The organism is Ruminiclostridium papyrosolvens DSM 2782, from assembly GCF_029318685.1.
GTDB classification, from domain to species: domain Bacteria; phylum Bacillota; class Clostridia; order Acetivibrionales; family DSM-1351; genus Ruminiclostridium; species Ruminiclostridium papyrosolvens.
On sequence record NZ_CP119677.1, the window covers coordinates 956,321 to 976,675 of the forward strand.

A 20,355-nucleotide genomic window follows, 5' to 3' on the forward strand; every position below is an offset into this window, starting at 1 on the left:
GCCTTTTATACATTTTCATTAAGCAAAACCATGTGTATATGGTCTTCCCATTTACCGTTTATTTTTAGGTAGCTATTTGAAACACCTTCATAATTAAAGCCAAGATTTGAGACTACTTTTAATGAACGAAGATTTCTGGGCATGATATTGGCTTCAATCCTGTGGAGACCATATTCACTAAATATTATATCAATTCCCTTTTTTAGGGCTTCAGTTATGTAGCCTTTATTTATTTCATCCTTATCCAGACCATAGCCAAGGAAACAGGATAGAAAAGCTCCTTTTATAATATTACTGAAGCCTATGTTGCCTATAGTCCTGCTAGGGTCGTCTATTTTATATATCCATAGCCTAAGGGACTTATTCTGATTTATTTGCTCATATTCGTTTTTCAGGTTTTCTTCATGATGTGAAATAGTATAAAATTCTTCCTCTCTTTTTGGTTCCCACTCCAGTAAAAAATCCCTGTTACGGAGGTAATAATCTAAAACCTGATTGGCGTATGTTTCATCAAGTACTTTTAGTATAAGTCTGTCAGTGAAGTATATAGTTTGCATTGTATAAAAATCTCCTTGATTAAATAAAAAACAGTATAAGAGGCAGGCTTAATCAAAAGTCTGCCTCTTGTTGATAAAATTTGCACAATTGTTTAAATACTAACATCAAATTTACTGCCCAAACCCGGATTTACGCTAAGCTCCATCATTTTAGTTAAATTGGCACCTGTCTGGCTCATACTATCCATTGCCAGCTTAGTAACGGCAATATTAACATTTTGGGCCAATGAAGCCTGGGACATTGATATTGAAACAGCTGCAACATCCATTTCAAAACACTCCTCTCGTAAACAGTCTTGCATAGTTTATCCATATAATTATATTTTACATCTTTAATGTTAAAAGTTCAAATTTTCTGTGTTTGTATAGAAGAACGGTATCCTTGACTGCCTTAATAACAAAAAGTATAATAATTTCCATGAAGGGTGGCTTATATACCCGGCTATTATAAAAAACAAAAGGTAAGGAAGACATGAATATATTCAGCGACAGAGATTATTTCCTTTTTGATGGTGCCATGGGTACCTATTATTCAGCAAAGAATAAAATCAATACTCCCTGTGAATTTGCCAATATCAGTGAAAGAGAAAATATTTTAAATATTCATTTGGAGTACATAGAAGCCGGTGCAAATGCAATTAAAACAAATACCTTTGGCGCAAACCGTTATTCACTGGGTTGTCAACAGTCAGAGGTTGACAGAATTATAAAATCGGGATATGACATTGCCGTACAAGCTTGCTTGGGACAAGATGTGGCGGTCTTTGCAGATATTGGCCCTATACCCGACGGAAAAGGAGCCAATGTAGAAGAAGAATATAAAAAAATCGTTGATGTTTTTCTTGAATGCGGTGCAAAAAACTTTCTGTTTGAAACCTTTGCGGGTACTGATATATTGACGGGGATTGCCGCCTATATAAGGTTACGTTTGCCTGAGACGGTGATTATTACTTCTTTCGCAGTTTATCCTGACGGCTATTCAAAAGAAGGTTTTTTTTATATTGATATAATGGAAAAAATGTATGCCAGCGGTCTTGTTGATGCGGTTGGTTTTAACTGTATCAGTGGCCCTGCCCATATGTACCGTTTGATTAAAAAAGCAGATATCAGAGGCAAAAACATTATTATAATGCCTAATTCGGGATATCCGGGCTCAGAGAGAGGCAGAACCGTTTATTATGACAATTCTGAGTACTATGCTGAAAAGCTTGTGGAAATAAAGAATCTGGGAGTTAAAATTCTGGGTGGCTGTTGCGGAACAACACCACGGCATATAGCAGCGGCTGCTAAGTTATTAACCAGCCCGCAATCTACTGAAGCCAATACAGCTATAAGTACTCATATAGAGACTTGTGAGCTTGCAAATGAGAGTATTATCGACAAACTGATTAAGAATAAAAAGCCTATACTTGTAGAAATAGACCCTCCCTTTGATACTAATTGGGAGTACATGCTGAGGGATGCGCTTATTCTTAAACAAGCAGGGGCAGATATAATTACTATTGCTGATTCACCTCTGGCAAAAGCAAGGGCTGAGAGTACCATTATGGCTGCAAAAATACAGAGAGAAGTTGCCATACCCGTTATGCCTCATATAACCTGCAGGGATAAAAATCTTCTGGGAATAAAGGCGTCCCTTTTGGGGGTGCATATAGAAGGAATACGAAACGTGCTTGTTATTACAGGTGACCCTATTGCCGATATTGAACGAAGCAGGATAAAAGGAGTTTTCAGTTTTAATTCTTCCAATCTTGCAAACTATATTAAAAGCTTAAATAGCAATGTTTTTTGCGGACAGGACATTAAAATAGCCGGAGCGTTAAATGTAAATGCAGTAAATTTTGGTGCTGAGTTAAAAAAGGCTTTCACTAAAATCGAAAACGGCATCAGTTGTTTCCTCACTCAGGCAATTTACACAAAAAGTGCCGTTGAAAATTTACTAAAAGCGGTTGAAACCCTGAATATACCTATATTTGCCGGATTTATGCCAATTGTGAGCTACAAAAATGCTCAATTTATAAATAATGAGGTTCCCGGAATAGATATAGATGCAGAAATCATAGAAAAATTCCGGGACAAAAGCCGTGAAGAATCAGAAAAGTTAGGAATGGAGATTACGATGGATATTGTTGAGAAAATTTATCCTCATGTTTCCGGCTTTTATCTTATGACTCCACTTAAAAGAACAGGTGTAATATGTGAATTGATTAAAAAGATTAAGGAGTTATAAATGATTATAGTTGGAGAGAAGTTAAACAGTTTCACACCCAAAATCTTTGATGCAATGAAAGCAAAGGACACCGAAGCTATCAGACAAATAACCATAAGTCAGCAGGAGGCAGGAGCAAGATATCTTGATATTAACACAGCTATATTCAGAGAAGATGAGTTTGAAATGCTAAAATATATTCTGGATATAGTTATGGAAAATACAACTTGCGGAATCATGCTCGATTCAACCTCGCCTGTTGTAATAGAAAAGGCTCTGCCACTTTTAGCCGGTAGGGATGTAATAATAAACTCGGTAACTCTAAAGGACAGAATAAATGATTTGCTTCCTTTGGCTAAAAGCTACAAGACAGGGATTGTAGGGCTGCCTATCGATGCAGAAGGTATTCCTCGAACAGTGGAAAAAAGAGTGGAAAACTCACTGAAATTAATTGAAATAATGAACAAGGAAGGGATTAAAAATACCGACATATACATTGACGCTCTTGCAGAAGCTATAGTTACGGAAAGTGGGGTGTCAGTAATTACCATAAAAACAATAGAAGAGGTCAAGAAAGCTAATCCCGAAGTCCATCTTATTTGTGGAGTTTCAAATGTCTCCTTCAGACTACCTAAAAGGGCAGATGTCAATTCTGTTTTCCTCTCAGCTGCAATTTTTGCAGGACTTGACAGCGGTATTTTGGATATTACCAATGAACAGATTAGAAGCACTGTTTATACTGCCGAAATGATAGCAGGACATGACGAGCAATGTAGGAACTATTTGGGCTATATCGGAAATAAGTAACATAAAAAAATAGTTGCAGAATATACACAGCATATATGATAAAATATTTTATAACATTCATAAAAATCCGGGAGAGGGTATCAAAGTGAATAGTAAACCATTATATGAAGTAAGAAAAATTTCAAATCTTAAAGACATGATAGAGCAAAGTGCGAAGCTATATGGCTCCAAGCCTGCTTTTCTGGTTAAGCAAAAAGGAAATTCTGCTTATATTCCTAAAACTTTCAAAGAGTACAAGAACGATATTGATGCAATTGGAACAGCACTTGTCAGTCTCGGACTGAAAGGCAAAAAGATTGCTTTGATTGGCGAAAACAGGTACGAATGGGCTACGACTTATTTAGGTGTGTGTAACGGAACAGGCATTATTGTGCCTTTGGATAAGGAGCTACCCCAAAACGAGATTGAAAACTGTCTTCTAAGAAGTCATGCTGATGCTATAATTTTTTCAGGTTCAGTGTCAAAAAATATTTCCAGTATTCTTAAAAATATTACTACCTGTAAATATTATATAAACATGGACATTGCTGAGGATTCGGACGGTCAGATGTCCTACGACAGGTTGCTTAAAAAAGGATATGACCTTATAAAAAGCGGAAACAGAGAGTTTTTGGATGCAGTTATAGACAATGAGATAATGAACATGTTATTGTTCACATCAGGTACCACTGACAAGTCAAAGGCGGTTATGCTGTCTCACAGGAATATTGCAGAAAATCTGATGGCTATGTGTTCTATGCTTTATATAGATGAAAAGGATGTTTTTCTTTCTGTTTTGCCTGCACATCATACATACGAATGCACCTGCGGCTTCCTGTGTCAGATGTACAGAGGGTGTACGATTGCGTTTTGTGAAGGGCTCCGTCATATTGTCAAAAATCTCAGCGAATCAAAGTGTACCATGATGAATGGTGTACCGTTAGTTTTTGAATCAATATACAAACAATTAATGCATCAGGTTTCCAAAAAGCCGGGAGGAGCAAAAAAATTAAAGTTTGGAATAAAGCTGTGTAATGCTCTGGATAAACTGGGAATTGATGCAAGGAAGAAGCTTTTTGCGGAAATTCATCAGGCCTTAGGAGGACATTTGAGACTGTTTATCAGCGGTGCTGCTGCTATTGACCCGGAAGTAGCAAAGGGTTTCAGAAATATTGGTATAAAGCTTGTTCAGGGTTATGGCCTTACAGAGTGTGCTCCTATTGTAGGATTAAACAGGGATTGCTGGTTTAAGGATGATGCTGCAGGCTTACCTTTGCCCGGGCTGAAGGTGGTAATACATAATCCCAATGCCGAGGGAGTAGGAGAGATAAAGGTGTCTGGGCCAAGCGTAATGATGGGCTATTACGAAAACAAAGAGGCCACGGATGAAGTAATCAGAGACGGCTGGTTTTATACGGGAGATATGGGATATCTGGATTCAGACGGATTTATCCATATTACAGGCAGAATGAAAAATGTAATCATTACAAAGAACGGTAAAAACGTTTATCCGGAAGAAATTGAAACCCTTCTTAACAGAAGTGACTATATAAAGGAATCTTTGGTATTTGGAAAAAATGATAATGGTGATGTAGTTGTTTGGGCCCAGATTGTGCCTGACAGAGAGAAGATTGAAGAAGATTTTAAAAATGCTATTCTTGGCACCGGCGATGTGCAAGCTGTTATAAACCAAGAGGTTAAAAGGATTAACAAGGAACTGGTAACATATAAATACGTAAAAGAGTTTACTCTCAGAGATACTGAGTTTGAGAAAACTACAACTAAAAAAATAAAGAGGTATCAGGAGCTGAATAAAGGTGAGTAATATATTAGAAACTGCAATAAACGATGCAGTAGAAATGGTTCGGGAAGCAGGAGAACTTTTGCTGCAAAGTATGGATGACAAGAAAGTCATCACAAAGAATGGTACTGCTAATTTTGTAACAGAAATAGATTTGAAGGTTCAGGAGATATTATTCGGTAAGTTAATTAATTTACTTCCTGATAGTAATATAATTGCTGAGGAAACGGCAGATAATAATTTTGCCTTGGGAAAATATACATGGATACTTGACCCTGTTGACGGAACTACTAACCTGATGTACGGGTACAAATGTTCTGCCATAGCCCTTGGATTGGTGGTAGAGGGTGTTCCTTATGCAGGAATAGTATACAATCCCTTTTTAAACGAAATGTATACTGCAAAAAAGGGTCAGGGAGCATTCATAAATGGTAATCCAATCGGGGTAACTTCAAACGAGAGTTTATCTAGCAGCCTTTTGGCTTTCGGTACTTCACCCTACGACAGAGGGAAGGCCGATGAGACCTTCAGAATAACCAAGAATGTCTTTGGAAAATGCAGAGATATAAGAAGAAGCGGTTCAGCTGCTCTTGACATATGTAATGTAGCTGCCGGACGAACTGACGGGTATTTTGAAATGGAATTACAGCCTTGGGATTATGCAGGAGCATCCATAATTCTGAAAGAGGCAGGCGGCAGAATAACCGATTGGCAAGGCAAGGATTTAACCTACATTTTAAAAAGCCCCGCAATTGCTACAAATGGGCTTATACATGAGGAATTAATAGAAGCAATGAAATAGATAACAAAAACATAAAACTTAAGGGATTAGTAAGAGTCGAAAAAGGATAATAACCACAAAATTTGTATTATATGGATTTTGTAGGTGTTGTCCTTTTTTTACTAAAAAAAGAATTTTAAATGCATTTCATACCAAAAAAGCAGCATTTCAGGAAGCAAAGGGATTTTAAAATGACTTTTTAAGATATACTTACAGGCATACTTATTAAATAAATACAATAGGTATTTCTTTAAAAATAACATTCGGAGGAAACAAAAAAATGAAAAAGATTATGGCAAGTATATCAGCACTACTTATTTGCATTACAGTATTAGCAGGTTGTGGAGCAGATCCGGTACAAGATGACCTGATTAATTACATTAACAATCAATTGCCAACTATTGCGACATTAGAAAAGAAAGTAACCAGTGAATATCAAGCTGTTAAGTCAGACAGTAAAGCAGACGACGCAACGTTTGGGGCTAAACTAAAGGATGTGATAATTCCTGCAGCTGCCGAATTAATCGCAAAAGCAAAAGCAACCGTTCCGGCAACAGAAGAAGTGAAAAAAGTACACGATAAGTATATTGCATCAGTGACAGCACAATCGGAAGCTTTTGCAATACTGCTTGATGCGGCTGGAAAGAATGATGCAGAACTAGCAAAAACTGCAAATGATAAACTAACAAAGGCTGAAAAGCTGTCCAAAGAATATTTAGCAGACTTAGAAACTTTGAAAAAGGATCATAATGTAGAGAATAAAGAGAGCAAGTAGCATTGATATACCATGCACATATTTCCAATTATACTGAGGGGGAATTAACTATGCGTAAGTTTATGAGTGCAGCTTTGGTTCTGGCTATATGTGTCTTTACAGTACTATTTAGTGGTTCCAACGTTGAGGCGGCAGTAAAGGTTGCACCCTACACCGTTTTAGTGTATATGGTTGGGTCTGACCTTGAGAGCAATGGTGGGGCTGCAACAGATGATTTAATTGAAATGGCAGCAGTTGGCTCAACAAAGAATGTAAACATTTTGGTTGAAACCGGAGGAACGAAAAAGTGGAATTTGCCTATGATAAGTAACAAGGTAAACCAGCGCTGGTTGGTTCAGAAGGAAAATATCAAACTATTAAAAAATGATTTAGGAAACCGTAGCATGGGTAAACAGAGCACTCTTCAGGACTTCCTTGTATGGGGAATAAAGAATTATCCTGCAAAGAAATATGCCGTAGTATTTTGGGATCATGGTGCTGGTGCTAAAGGCTTCGGATATGATGAAAACAATAGCGGTAATGATCCAACTCTGTCTATAAAAGAAATAAATGGTGCTTTAAAGGCTGCAACAGCTGCCAGTAAACAAAAATTTGAACTGGTTGGATTTGATGCTTGTTTGATGGGAAACATTGAGACGGCTACAGGAATAATGGATTATGCTTCATATATGGTAGCTTCCGAGGAGCTTGAGCCGGGCCATGGTTGGGAATATACTTCGGCTTTGCAGGCCTTGAACAAGAAACCTACAGCAACAGGTGCTGAATTCGGAAAGGCAATAGCTGACGGCTATAAAAAGCAAGCAACTTCACAGGGCACTGTAAACCAAATTACACTATCGGTAGTTAACCTTGCAAAAGTTAGTGCAGTTAACACTGCATTTGAGAATTTTATAAAGAAAGCCAGCAATGATATTAAGGATCCTCAAAGGATTACTGCAGTGTCAAAAGCAAGAGTTAAAGCCGAGGACTATGGAGATGCGGGCGCTCATGGTGGTACTACCGACATGGCTGATATCTATGACATAGCATATAATCTAAAGAGTATTTATCAGACTGAAGCAAATCAGTTAATGAAAAGTATAAAGGCATGTATTACATACAAGGTTACCAGTGATACTAAGCCAAATGCAAATGGGTTATCCGTATATTTCCCATGCAAGGACAAGGAAAGCTTTAAGGATAACTTAAAGGAATATCAAAATACAGGCTATTCCAAAAACTATCAGAAGTTTCTTGCCACATATGTGGATGGGATTTTAAAAGACACAACCCCGATTCAGTTAATACAGGCTGACCCCAAAGCAGGCGGTGGAGATTCGAATAGCCTGTTTTCAGTACAGATAGCCCCGGAAGATATTGCGGATATAAATGAGCTTTATTCAGTACTGGCAATGCCCTGTGACGAAGAAGGCAATACAATAATGTATCTGGGTATGAATAAGGATGTCGAGCTGGATCCTATTACCGGTATAGTAAAGGAAAATTTTACAGGTACCTGGACTACTCTTGGAGGGCAAATTGTGTCAATGTATATTGACGAAATAATTGATGATAATTATGTAACCTATTCCATTCCTGCCAAGCTTAACGGAGAATCTGTAGATATAAAGGTTTTATATAGTGAAGAATATCCTGAGGGAATAGTATTGGGTGCATGGAAAGGCATTGACGAGAAGACCGGTATGCCTGACAAGGATATCATTAAGATATGCACCGGGGATGAGATTATTCCGCAATACTATTATTATGGAGTAACAGATGATTTAGGTGGCTACGTTAACGGCTATGTTGACGGAGAAGCTATTAAGGTAGGAGATGAACTCAAGCTGGAGGTAGTTGAATTGCCAGAAGCAGATTACCTGTACGGATTCTATATGACAGATACTGCACAAAACTCAAGTACCTCTGAATTTGTAACCTTTAACATTAAGGACGGCTATATTACTGTCAAGAATTAAACATGAATAAGTGTCAGAATAAAAAACCCCCTTAGGTGATACCGAGAATAGTATCACCTAAGGGGGTTTTTAACAGTAACTCATTCAAATATTGTGAAGTTACAATTTAAGAAGAAAAACTATTGAGTAAAATATTTACAAATGATTTATGGTATTTTTCAGTTAGGATTGGTATCATATTGTCTTTTATTGTTGGGTTAGCATAAAAGATCCTTTATTCGTATTTATACCAAAAGTTGACATATAATAAAAATAATGCTAAATTATAGCAGTGGAATTCTGAGGATTATATCTCATATTCTATTTATACACATGTGTATTAGGCACATATGACATTCTGGTTTAATACTAAAATATTGAGGGGGACTTTAAAAGTGAAAAAAACAAGACTGACTATTTTATTAGCTATAGCCTTAGTTATAGCTTCAAGCATTTCTACTTTTGCGTGTACATATAGTGTATCAGTATATCATGATAATACAGCAACAAGCTATTATTACAAAGATGGTACAATTTCTACTACATTTAGTTGGGACAATTCAAACTATCATCCAAATCTTTATTATCAGGAAAGTCGTTACGGGTATACACATAGTGGAACACTAACAAGTTACGCAACTAGTACTGGGAACACACAAACATTTGTGTCTAGTGATCCAAGTACAGATTGGTATCAATATACTACAAAAACCTACACTACACTTTATGAAGGAGATATTACTAATTCTCAGTGCGGTTGGATATAAAAGTGACATTATTAATTCTGTTCACATTATAGAAAGATAACGAAACACAATTACAATGTTGGTATACCTAATGCGCATGTGTAGACTATTCCTAGAGGAGTGTTAAAAAAATGAAAAAACATATATTCATCATTCTTTTTGCCATGGTTCTGTTTCTCATCAGTGGATGTAATGGGACTTCAAAGGAAACATTACCGAATTCTCAATCTAATAACTCTATAAAGAAATTTACCGAAATCCAGCTGAAAAACAAAATCCCAGAGGGCTATGCAATTACAAAAGTTCTTAAAGAAACCCCTGACGGCTTATATGTACTGTGCTTAAATTTTAGTAAACCGGATGAGCAACATACTCATAAAGATGAAACGCAACATAAGGATGAAGTTTATAATCAGAACAGGATATTTTTTATAAATCAAGATATAAATAAGAGCATATGGACTGGAAATTGTGAAGCAGCAGCTATGGATTCCAATAATCAGCTTTACATATTAAGTGAGGTAGGAAATGGGTCTTCTAAAAAATTTGTTTTAAATAAATACGATGATAAGCTTAACTTATCCGGTAAGTGGACACTGAAGTCACCTCCCAAAGAACATTCTATACTTGTTAACGATATTATTTTATATAATGACCGAATTGCCGTTATTAGGACAGGTGGAGTGCAAATTTTTGATTTATACGGGAAGGTTCTTTGGGAAAAGAGTTATAAAAGTATAAATAACTATGCTTCGGATAATCAAAATCTTTACCTGACTGAGTTTCCCGTTTATGGAGGGGACACTAACAGGCTTTTTAAGCTTAACGTTTTTGGATTTAGGGAGGAATGGTCAGCTAATATCCAGTTAATTCAGGACCAAATCAAAAACCTGTCATATAATAAATATGACTCAAAACTGTATCTCATTTTAAACAATCGCTTGATGAGCTGTGATAAAGGCAAACTATCGGAGGTTTGTAATTTTTTAGATTTCAAGAGCGGAAAGCTTGTATCAAATGCTGCCGTTTCAAATGATGAAGCTCGTTTTACAAACTATCTGCAATTGATGTTTAATAATAATAGTTTCACACTTCTTTTATATGCTATAGAAAACAATCCAATGTTTTCATATTCACCTTCTAATCAAGCTGTAAAATCACCAAGTACTTCTGTAAATTTGCTTCTGCCTACACATAATAATACACTTGAGATGACAGCGGCTAGGTTTGAAGAAAAAAATCCTGATACCAAAATTAACTTTACCTATTATAAAGAGACTGGTGATGTCAGCCAACCGGATTTTATACAATTTATGAATCTGAAGGTCTTATCAGGAGAACAAAACTGGGATATAGTTCCCATCATTTATTTACCTTACTGGCAATATATTCAAAAGGGTATTCTGGCAGACTTGGATTCGCTTGATAAGAAACACGATCTTAGTAACTCGGCTGTTTATTATACAAATCTGATTGATGGGTGTAGAATAGATAAAAAACTTTATTATTTACCGATATGTATAACATTTCCGACATTTATAATAGACATAATGAATAAAGAAGCAGACAGCTTTATTCGGGACTCAAAAACTTGGACATGGACTGAATTGGAAAAAAATATAGCTTCTTGGAAGAAAGAAAGCAAACCATTTAAAAAAAATCCTTTGGCTGGTGCTTCAGTAATTTCAGTAATGATTTATCAACCATACATATCCGGATTTTTCACTGGGGAAAAAAAGGAGCAAGATGTGAAGCTGTTTGAGGAATGTATGACACTCTTATCCAGTTTTGAAAAAAAGGGTTTGTATGCCGATAAAGATCAGGTTGGAGTTTTAATGCCTTCGATGGATACTAATTGGTCAATATTTAGCAATGGCATTATTCCACTCTCTGAGAATGATAGAGTAATTTCGGTTCCTACTCTTAATGGAAGTAACCGACGTTCATTTACTATTCAGGAGGCGTATGCCATTAATTCTCAAAGCTCTAATCCTACCTTAGCCTTTGACTTTCTGAAATTTTTAGCGAAAGATAGCTCAATGAGTCACCCGGAGGCTATTTGTAGATCAGACAGAGAGTATATCATTAATAATTTGGCTAACCAATTGCAAGCCTCATCGGAGAAAGTCATCCCATTCGTAGATTCATTACTGGCTGCTAAATCATCTTTGAATCATGCCGATTACTTTGACCCGCAAGTAGGCAGAATAGTTTTTGAAATTGTTGACCAGTTTAGAAAGGGCTTAATTTCAAAAGAAGAAGCTGCCAGAGACATTTCAAAAAGGGTTTGGCTCTACGCAAATGAATAACGATGTCTGCTGCATGTTCAAAAAACTATGGGAGGAAAACTTATGATTCATAGCCGCAAGTGGTTGGTTTTACTTCTCCTACCAGGATTGACAGGGTTTATCTTTTTTTGGGTATACCCTGTTTTGTCAGGAGTTTATATAAGTATGACTAATTATTTAGATGGGGGAAAGTTTGTTTTTCTCCATAACTATATACAGCTATTTCAAAACAAAGTATTTTTAAAAGCACTCCTGAACACTTTTTGTATTACTACTGTGGGAGTTTCTTTGATAATGGTAATTTCATTTATAATTGCATATTATATTTGGAAAACGTTAACCGTGCACCGATTACTAAAGGTTGTACTTTTACCGCTTGCGGTTGCTACAGTAGCAATTTCATTTGTATGGGAAACACTATTCAATTCAAACGGTGATATTAATAAACTTTTTACTGAAATCCTTGGGTTGTCATCAATAAATTGGCAATCGGGTGCTTTGTCGTATATTCCGATATTACTTCTGTACATATGGAGATATATTGGGATTGACATAATTGTATTTGTTGCAGCTCTCAACACAATTTCTACAGAAATAATACAGGCTTTTTTACTGGACAGTAAAAGCAAATTGAAACAAATGTACTATGTATTTATACCCGGTATCGTCCCTCAAACAATTTTTGTTTTTTTTATATCCCTCATGTATTGTTTGTGGCTATCCCAAGATATTTTTACGCTATGGAAGGACTATCCGCCTGAACAGCTATATTTGCTGCAACACTTTATTACAAACAGTTTTCGAAAACTAAATTATGAAAATGCTGCCGCAGCTTCCACGGTGCTTATTATTATTATAGGTGTTATATTAGTATTTTTGAGGAAGCTGGAGAGGAGGTATGATATTCAGTGAAGAAGATTTATAAACGTATTCCGACTTATACATTATGTATTATATTATGTTTAATAATAATGTATCCTATAGTTTTCATTGTGTCATGTTCCTTTTTTGGTAGCCGAGAACTAGCTGATAATTTTATAAATTTATTCTATTTGATTCGAAAAGATTTTTCACTCTCTGGATATCAAATAATATTATATAGCTTTCGCTTTCAATCCGGATTGATATTCTCATTAATATACGCTATATGCATAACATTCTTGCAATATGTATTTGGAATTTCAAGTGGTTTTGTTCTAGCAAAATTCCGGTTTAAGTTTAATGAAGCACTTTATTTTGCATATCTTTTGTGCATGATTATGCCATTTAGCGTAATTGTTTTGCCTCAATATATGCTTTTTAAAAGTATAGGGATATACGATAGCGTGTTTGCAATCATCTTGCCGGGCGGCTTTGGGGCTATGGGAGTTTTTTTCTATCGACAATTTATAAAGCAAATTCCAAACAATATACTTGAGGCGGCGCAGGTTGACGGGGCTTCTCCATTTGTACTTCTTAAAAAGATACTGGCTCCAATGTTAAAAGATTGCACATTCGCCTATATGGTTATTTGTTTCTGTACAAATTGGAATTCAATAGACCCTTCAATTGCATTTATTCGTTCAGTTAGTATTCAACCTCTTTCTGTGGCTCTTAAAGAAGCTTTTAATAATGCCCCGGAAGTATTTTTCGCTCCGGCAGTATTGTATATGGTACCTCCTATTTTAGTTTATTTTTTCTTTTCAGAGGAGCTTATTAGAGGGTTATCATTTAATAAATCTTCAACGAAAGGACCTTCGCATGAAATATAAAAAAGTAATTTTTCTTACAATATCAGCACTGCTTGTATTAACCATTTTAATTATGCCAACAGTAATATGGCAATTTATGCCGAACGTAGAAACCCATACTGTTATTTCTTTGACAAAAGAAGGGTCTTTATTACCAATATCGGTAGTCAAATTGAAAGATAATCCCTGTGTTTATCAGTTGGTTTCCAATAAAAGCTTTTGGTATAATGGGTTTGTTGCTAAATGTATTCCGGTTAAAGTAATAAAAAGCGATGAGGATTCAGTAATGGTTGCTAATATATTTCATCCTTCAGAAGAATTGATTGTATTGGATAGGCATAATTTGCACGATGGTATTCATGTTAGAAGGAAAAACACCGAGTAAATTATTTACAAATGATTTATGGTATTTTTCAGTTAGGATTGGTATCATATTCAGTAAAGGCTATTTTATTAACCGCAGACAATGGAGGCTGAAGATGAGAACACCGGAAGAAAAGTACAAAAAAAGAGTAGATGTTTATAAAAGAAAGCTTGAATTATACACCGGAAAAAGCAGTACTACAGGTAATTACAAGCTGTTAGTATTTTTTACGGGTTTGATTGGGGCGGCTGTTTTATTTTTCTTTAAATTATATATACTAATGGCTGCAGTAATACTGCTTTTTGGGGGATTGTTCGCTTATCTTTCCATTATTCACAACACATATATAAAAAATAAGAACTACTATCACGCAATGTTTCAGATAAATCAAATGTGCCTTAAAAGAGCTTTAGGTGAATGGAATGAATTCTCAGACATAGGGGAAGAATTCTTGAATCCGCAACACAACTACACATATGACCTTGATATATTTGGGAAAGGTTCCATTTTTCAGATGCTTAATATGACAGCAACATATTCAGGTAGACATAAACTTGCAGAATTGCTTTTAAATCCTATGGAGAATAAAGAAGAAATATATAAAAGGCAGGAAGCATTACAGGAGTTATCCAAAAAGCTTATATTCAGACACAGGCTATTTTCAAACGGCTTAACCCTTAACAAGAACACAATACTAACTGACAATAACGAGAGTGATAAAAAAAGAAAGAAAACTCTTCTGGATACTATGAACAAGTTGGATGATGTATACACATGGGCAAAGGAAGAAAAAAGCCTGTACACATCGCCTAAATATAAGCTGTTGATATTCGGACTTCCTAGTCTGTCATTCTGTATGCTGATACTGGGAATAATAAGTCTTGTACCAGTTTATGTACCCATAGCCCTTTATCTGGTACAGTTCATAATGATTGGTTTCAGGGCTCAAAACAGAAACAAGAGTTTTGAGTTAGTAGAAAAGCACTCAGACACCCTGAAAGTATATAAAAGCTTATTAAGAATATTTGAAACGGAGAAATTCTCAAGCAATTATATAAATAGCTTAAAGAATAAGTTAAAGGATGATTACGGAAATCCTGCTTGGAAGCAAATTGAAAAATTATCAAAGATATGGGAGCTTATTGCAAACAGGTACAACCTGATGCATATCTTTATAAATACAGCCGTGTTATGGGATTTCCATTGCCTTGCAGCACTTGAAAACTGGAAAAAAAGCGGAGGCAAACATGTTGAGAGGTGGTTTGACACAATAGGAGAGGTTGAAGCCTTATGCAGTCTGTCCCTGATGTGCCACGATAATCCCGAATACATAATGCCACGTATTTGTGAAGAAAATACTCCTCAAATAGAAGCATTGAGATTAGGACACCCGTTACTGACAAAAGCCAGAGAATGCAATGATATAACAATAAATTCAAAAGAGCCGATACTGCTTATAACTGGTTCTAATATGTCAGGTAAAAGTACATTTTTAAGGACTGTAGGAATGAGTCTTATATTATCGTATCTTGGACTGCCAATCTGTGCGGAAGCTTTTAGCTGCCCTGTACTGAAGGTATATGCATGTATGAGAACCAGTGATAATTTAGGACAAAGTGTATCCTCCTTTTATGCCGAGCTGCTGAGAGTTAAAATGATTGTAGAGGCAGTAGATAGGGGAGAAAAAGTATTCTTCCTTCTGGATGAAATCTTTAAGGGAACAAATTCGGCAGACAGACACACAGGTGCTAAAATGCTGATAAACCAGTTAGATAAAAAAGGTGCATGGGGACTTGTTTCTACCCACGACTTAGAACTTGCAGATATGGAAAATGAGAGTCAGGGCCGCATCAGGAATTACCATTTCAAGGAGTATTACAAAGATAATCAGATATACTTCGATTATCAGCTGAGAAAAGGTGTATCAGATACAAGAAACGCTATTTTTCTAATGAAAATGGCAGGAGTTAATATAGAATAATAAAAAACCAAGTAACATAAAAGGACTGTTTCAAAACTTAATTTTTATCTTTTCTAGCCGTACGTGAGTATAAATTGTATCAATGGAAGCTTGGAAGCAATCATTGATACAATTTTATACGGGAGTACAGGTGTTAAAACAGGAAAGCTTTATAGTTTTGCAACATCCCCTAATACTCTTCTTCCTGAATGTCAAAAACAAAATTACAATTGTCACATCTGAAAACCAGCAGTGAGCCAAAATTATCACTTTCGGTTTTTTCCACGTGAATCAAACCCCCGCAATCACATTTCTTAGGATAACCTTCCATGCAGGTACAGCATTGGCAATGGTGTGAATTAGATTTCTCATAGCCCGTGGATTTAAAGTCAGACATTTCCATCACCCCCGTTATATTATGTATTTATTTTAATACATAATAGATTATATGTAAAGAAATCTTCCGATAATAAAAGAATATTTTCAATATATCAAAAATTCTGTGAAAAAAATATCAAACTTTGATTGACAATACAAATCACAGTAATTACAATATTAATGGATATATTATAACGTGTATTACAGATACGGTAAAAGTTTTTTAAATTGTATACAATGTACTTTAAGGGTTGGTACTTTGTTCCTTATTTGTCATTAGGGCAAGGGGAGAATTAATTTTATATGAGGGGTCGTTATGGCCCGCGGGAGGGCAAAAATGGAGAAGGTTAAGGAGATATTGAATCGCTACGGCAATTCAAAAGACAATCTTATTCAAGTGATGTTGGAACTGCAAAATATTTCGGGGACTAATTCCCTGCCCCATGATTGGGTTGTATTTGTAGCAGAAGCACTGGATATGCCTGTTAGTAGGGTATATAGTGTAATTACTTTTTATTCTATGTTTGGCAATGAGCCTAGAGGCAAGTATTTGGTTGAAGTCTGTAAAAGCGGGCCTTGCCATGTTTCAGGTGCAAAAACTGTATTGCAGCTTATTGAAGAGAAACTTGGCTTAAAGCCCGGTGAGACCACTGAAGATGGAGTTTTTACATTGATTCAGTCAAGCTGTTTTGGTGCATGTGATATAGCTCCTGCTATCAAAATAGGTGAAAAAGTTTATGGTAATCTCACAGCTGAGAAGTTGACTGAGATAGTAGACTCTTACAGGGAGGGCCAACATAATGGATAAGGTACTGAGCGCAAGATTTGGAAAAATTAAACCTGACAGTGTTGAAGAATATATTCAGGCCGGAGGTTACGAAGGCTTGAAAAAAACAATGTCAATGGAACACCTTGATGCAATAGAAGAAATAAAGAAAGCAAACCTTTTTGGAAGAGGCGGAGCTGCTTATCCTACCGGAATTAAGTGGGAGCAGGCTTATGCTATTCAAAGAGGACCTAAATACATGGTCTGTAATGCAGATGAAGGTGAACCCGGTACATTTAAGGATAAACATATATTGGCCGAAGACCCTTTTGAACTCATTGAAGGTATGACCATAGGTGCATATATAATGGGTGCTAAGGAAGGCTATATTTATATCAGAGGCGAATATGCAGCTATTCAGAGAATCGTGAAAAGTGCTATTGAAAATGCAAAAAAAGCGGGATATTTGGGTAAGAATATTCTAGGCAGAGAAGGCTTTGATTTTGAATTAAAGGTTGTTTCAGGTGCAGGCGCATATGTTTGCGGTGAAAATACAGCTTTGGTTGAATCAATTGAAGGAAAGACAGGAAGACCAAGACAAAAGCCGCCTTATATAAAGAACTGCGGTTTGTATCAAATGCCTACAATACTGAACAACGTTGAGACATATTCATGTATTCCATGGATAATAAAGGACGGCGGAGATAAATTCAGCTCAATGGGAACTGAGTTCAGCGGCGGAACTAAATTGATGTGCTTATCAGGTAATGTTAACAACAGAGGTGTTTACGAAATACCTTTCGGATTAACTTTGAGAGAACTTATATTCAACTTGGGCGGAGGAATGAAAGACGGACGTAAGTTGAAATTTGTTCATCTTGGCGGTTCATCAGGAAGCTGTTTCCCTGAAAGCATGATTGACACAAAAATATGCTATTATGATTTAAAAAAAGCAGGTTTTTCATTGGGGTCAGGTGCAGTGCTTGTAGTAGACGACACACATTGTGCAGTAGATTACCTGAAAACCGTTATGGAGTTCTTTGAAGAAGAATCCTGCGGAAAATGTACACCTTGCAGAGAAGGTAACCTCAGACTGGTTGAAATTCTTGACAAGATGACAGAAGGAACTGCAACTATGGCTGATTTTAATAAAATGAAGAGTCTTGCGCAAACTATGAAGACAACAAGTTTCTGCGGATTGGGACAAAGTGCTCCAATGCCATTGATAACTCTGGTTAAATATTTTGAAGAAGAATTTTTGGAGCATATTAACGGAAAATGTAGAGCCGGAGTGTGCAGCATGTCTGGAAAGGCAGGTAAATAATTATGGATATGATTAATTTAAAAATAGACGGGTTTGATGTTTCTGTTCCAAAGAATACTACAATTCTTGAAGCTGCAAAACAGCTCAATATAGATATTCCGACTTTGTGCTTCATGAAGGGCATAAATGAGCCCGGTTCATGCAGAGTTTGTGTTGTTGAGGTTGAAGGTTGGAGAGGTCTTCACCCTGCATGTGTAACTAAGGTATCTGAGGGTATCGTTGTAAAGACTGCTACAAGCACAGTAAGAGAAGCAAGAAAGAACATACTTGAGCTTATTATGGCAAACCATAACAGAGAATGTCTTTCATGTCCAAGAAACCTGAAGTGCGAGCTGCAGACACTTTGCAATGACAACGGAATAGATACAATTCCTTATGAAGGAAAGGTTGACAAGGGATGTCTTGATACTTCCGGCCCTATCGTAAGAGATCCTAACAAGTGTGTTCTTTGCGGAAGATGTGTTAGTGTCTGTTCAAAGATACAGGACGTAAGCGCCATCGACTTTGCTTTCCGTGGAGCCCATATGACAGTTACAACTGCATATGAAGAAGGTCTTGTTGGTCAGGATTGTATAAACTGCGGTCAGTGTATCAAGATATGTCCTGTTGGAGCTTTACAGGAGAGAGATGATACTGACAAGGTATGGAAGGCTCTCGAAAACCCTGAATTACATGTTGTTGTTCAGACTGCTCCTGCTGTAAGAGTTGCTCTCGGTGAAGAATTCGGATTTGCGCCGGGAACAAATGTTGAAGGTAAAATGGTTACTGCACTTAGAAGATTGGGCTTCAACAAGGTATTTGATACAAACTTCAGTGCTGACCTGACAATTATAGAAGAAGGCAACGAACTTATAGAAAGAATTCAAAACGGTGGTAAACTCCCAATGATTACTTCCTGCTCACCGGGATGGATTAAATTTTGTGAGCATAACTACCATGATTTTATAGAAAATCTTTCATCCTGCAAATCACCGCAACAGATGTTTGGTGCAATTGCAAAATCCTATTATCCTGTTAAGGCTGATGTTGATCCTAAGAGCATGTTTGTGGTATCAGTAATGCCATGTACTGCAAAGAAGTATGAAGCGGACAGGGAAGAGATGAGTGTTGACGGACTAAAGGACATTGATGCGGTTATTACTACAAGAGAACTTGCAAAGATGATAAGACAGGCGGGAATCAAATTTGCTGAACTGGAAGACAGCAAGCAGGACAGTATACTTGGAACTTACTCCGGTGCAGGAACAATATTCGGTAATACCGGAGGAGTTATGGAAGCTGCTCTTCGTACCGTAGCTGACAAGCTTACAGGAAAATCACTTGATTGCATTGATTACACTGCTGTAAGAGGTTTGGAGGGTATTAGAGAAGCTACAGTAAATATCGCCGATATGGAGATAAAAGTTGCTGTTGCAAATGGTACAGGAAATGCGTCAAAGCTTCTTGATAAAATAAGAGCAGGTGAAGCAAACTATCACTTCATTGAAGTAATGGGTTGTGAAGGTGGATGTATCAACGGTGGCGGACAGCCAATCATTAAGGATAAATCTACTACAGAGGCTGTTAAAACTGCAAGAATCAAGGGTCTGTATAATATAGATGCATCATGCGAAAAGAGAAAGTCACATGAAAACCCTGAGATACAGAAATTGTACTCAGAGTACCTTGGAGAAGCAGGGGGACACAAGGCTCATAAGCTGCTTCACACACATTATACAGCAAGATAATTTAATTGAATGCTAATAAAAAAAAAGACGCTGCGGGTTAAACCCACAGCGTTTTTTTAAGTGCAAATTACTTATTTAGTCTTAGTCTCCAAAACTGACTTTTTAATGTTTCCTTTTGAAATACGTTTCTGATTTTCCAAGTTTTGAGTATCAGCAAAATATTCTACACCATCTGATTTAGTACTTTTATTCTTTCCCATATAGAAATAACCTCCCTGACTGATAT

General features: G+C 36.5%; 19 protein-coding genes. 15 read left to right on the plus strand and 4 right to left on the minus strand.

Annotation, left to right across the window (positions count from 1 at the left end; all coding sequences use genetic code 11):
- Positions 1-5: 5 nt before the first annotated feature.
- Both P0092_RS04335 and P0092_RS04340 read right to left on the minus strand, forming a co-directional pair.
- Entirely contained in the window at positions 6-557 is a 552-nt protein-coding gene (locus P0092_RS04335) for a GNAT family N-acetyltransferase (protein WP_004621193.1), read from the minus strand.
- Positions 558-649: 92 nt separating this feature from the next.
- Complete coding sequence (locus P0092_RS04340; RefSeq protein ID WP_004621195.1) at positions 650-826, minus strand: YjfB family protein; 177 nt, start codon at positions 824-826, stop codon at positions 650-652.
- Positions 827-1,029: 203 nt separating this feature from the next.
- On the opposite strand from P0092_RS04340, the gene P0092_RS04345 reads away from it, so the two are divergent.
- From P0092_RS04345 to P0092_RS04400, 12 genes are all read left to right on the plus strand, one after another.
- Positions 1,030-2,787, plus strand: a complete 1,758-nt coding sequence (locus P0092_RS04345) for a bifunctional homocysteine S-methyltransferase/methylenetetrahydrofolate reductase (RefSeq protein WP_004621197.1) — start codon at positions 1,030-1,032, stop codon at positions 2,785-2,787.
- Complete coding sequence (locus P0092_RS04350; protein WP_004621199.1) at positions 2,788-3,573, plus strand: dihydropteroate synthase; 786 nt, start codon at positions 2,788-2,790, stop codon at positions 3,571-3,573. It begins immediately after the preceding gene.
- Positions 3,574-3,658: 85 nt separating this feature from the next.
- Positions 3,659-5,377, plus strand: a complete 1,719-nt coding sequence (locus P0092_RS04355; protein ID WP_004621201.1) for an AMP-dependent synthetase/ligase — start codon at positions 3,659-3,661, stop codon at positions 5,375-5,377.
- Complete coding sequence (locus P0092_RS04360) at positions 5,370-6,155, plus strand: inositol monophosphatase family protein (protein WP_004621202.1); 786 nt, start codon at positions 5,370-5,372, stop codon at positions 6,153-6,155. The genes P0092_RS04355 and P0092_RS04360 overlap by 8 nt, the downstream gene beginning before the upstream one ends.
- 259 nt (positions 6,156-6,414) lie before the next feature.
- Positions 6,415-6,909 carry a hypothetical protein gene (locus P0092_RS04365; RefSeq protein ID WP_004621204.1) on the plus strand — a complete coding sequence of 165 codons (495 nt, stop codon included), beginning with the start codon at positions 6,415-6,417 and terminating at the stop codon, positions 6,907-6,909.
- A 50-nt stretch (positions 6,910-6,959) separates the two neighbouring features.
- Entirely contained in the window at positions 6,960-8,867 is a 1,908-nt protein-coding gene (locus P0092_RS04370) for a clostripain-related cysteine peptidase (RefSeq protein ID WP_004621206.1), read from the plus strand.
- Between the two features lie 356 nt (positions 8,868-9,223).
- Positions 9,224-9,613 carry a hypothetical protein gene (locus P0092_RS04375; protein WP_276187081.1) on the plus strand — a complete coding sequence of 130 codons (390 nt, stop codon included), beginning with the start codon at positions 9,224-9,226 and terminating at the stop codon, positions 9,611-9,613.
- Positions 9,614-9,723: 110 nt separating this feature from the next.
- On the plus strand, positions 9,724-11,901 hold the full coding sequence (locus tag P0092_RS04380) for an extracellular solute-binding protein (protein WP_004621210.1): 2,178 nt from the start codon (positions 9,724-9,726) through the stop codon (positions 11,899-11,901).
- A 144-nt stretch (positions 11,902-12,045) separates the two neighbouring features.
- Entirely contained in the window at positions 12,046-12,792 is a 747-nt protein-coding gene (locus P0092_RS04385) for a carbohydrate ABC transporter permease (protein ID WP_276187082.1), read from the plus strand.
- Positions 12,789-13,631: a carbohydrate ABC transporter permease gene (locus P0092_RS04390; RefSeq protein WP_004621215.1), complete on the plus strand. Its 843-nt coding sequence runs from the start codon at positions 12,789-12,791 to the stop codon at positions 13,629-13,631. The genes P0092_RS04385 and P0092_RS04390 overlap by 4 nt, the downstream gene beginning before the upstream one ends.
- Positions 13,632-13,683: 52 nt before the next feature.
- Positions 13,684-13,995, plus strand: coding sequence for a hypothetical protein (locus P0092_RS04395; protein WP_276187083.1), 312 nt, complete (start codon positions 13,684-13,686; stop codon positions 13,993-13,995).
- Positions 13,996-14,089: 94 nt separating this feature from the next.
- Complete coding sequence (locus P0092_RS04400; protein ID WP_004621219.1) at positions 14,090-15,955, plus strand: MutS family DNA mismatch repair protein; 1,866 nt, start codon at positions 14,090-14,092, stop codon at positions 15,953-15,955.
- A 169-nt stretch (positions 15,956-16,124) separates the two neighbouring features.
- Here P0092_RS04400 and P0092_RS04405 read toward each other — a convergent pair whose 3' ends face one another.
- Positions 16,125-16,331, minus strand: a complete 207-nt coding sequence (locus P0092_RS04405; protein WP_004621221.1) for a hypothetical protein — start codon at positions 16,329-16,331, stop codon at positions 16,125-16,127.
- A gap of 318 nt (positions 16,332-16,649) precedes the next feature.
- On the opposite strand from P0092_RS04405, the gene P0092_RS04410 reads away from it, so the two are divergent.
- The 3 genes from P0092_RS04410 to P0092_RS04420 are packed head-to-tail and all read left to right on the plus strand — an operon-like array spanning position 16,650 to position 20,129.
- Complete coding sequence (locus P0092_RS04410) at positions 16,650-17,120, plus strand: NADH-quinone oxidoreductase subunit NuoE family protein (RefSeq protein ID WP_040759236.1); 471 nt, start codon at positions 16,650-16,652, stop codon at positions 17,118-17,120.
- Entirely contained in the window at positions 17,113-18,402 is a 1,290-nt protein-coding gene (locus tag P0092_RS04415; RefSeq protein WP_004621224.1) for a complex I 51 kDa subunit family protein, read from the plus strand. Before P0092_RS04410 ends, P0092_RS04415 begins: the two co-directional genes overlap by 8 nt.
- A 2-nt stretch (positions 18,403-18,404) precedes the next feature.
- Positions 18,405-20,129, plus strand: coding sequence for an NADH-dependent [FeFe] hydrogenase, group A6 (locus P0092_RS04420; protein WP_004621225.1), 1,725 nt, complete (start codon positions 18,405-18,407; stop codon positions 20,127-20,129).
- Positions 20,130-20,200: 71 nt separating this feature from the next.
- Here the strand turns inward: P0092_RS04420 and P0092_RS04425 are convergent, their stop codons facing one another.
- A complete protein-coding gene (locus P0092_RS04425; RefSeq protein WP_004621226.1) occupies positions 20,201-20,329 on the minus strand; it encodes a hypothetical protein in 129 nt (42 codons plus the stop codon).
- Between the last annotated feature and the right edge of the window lie 26 nt (positions 20,330-20,355).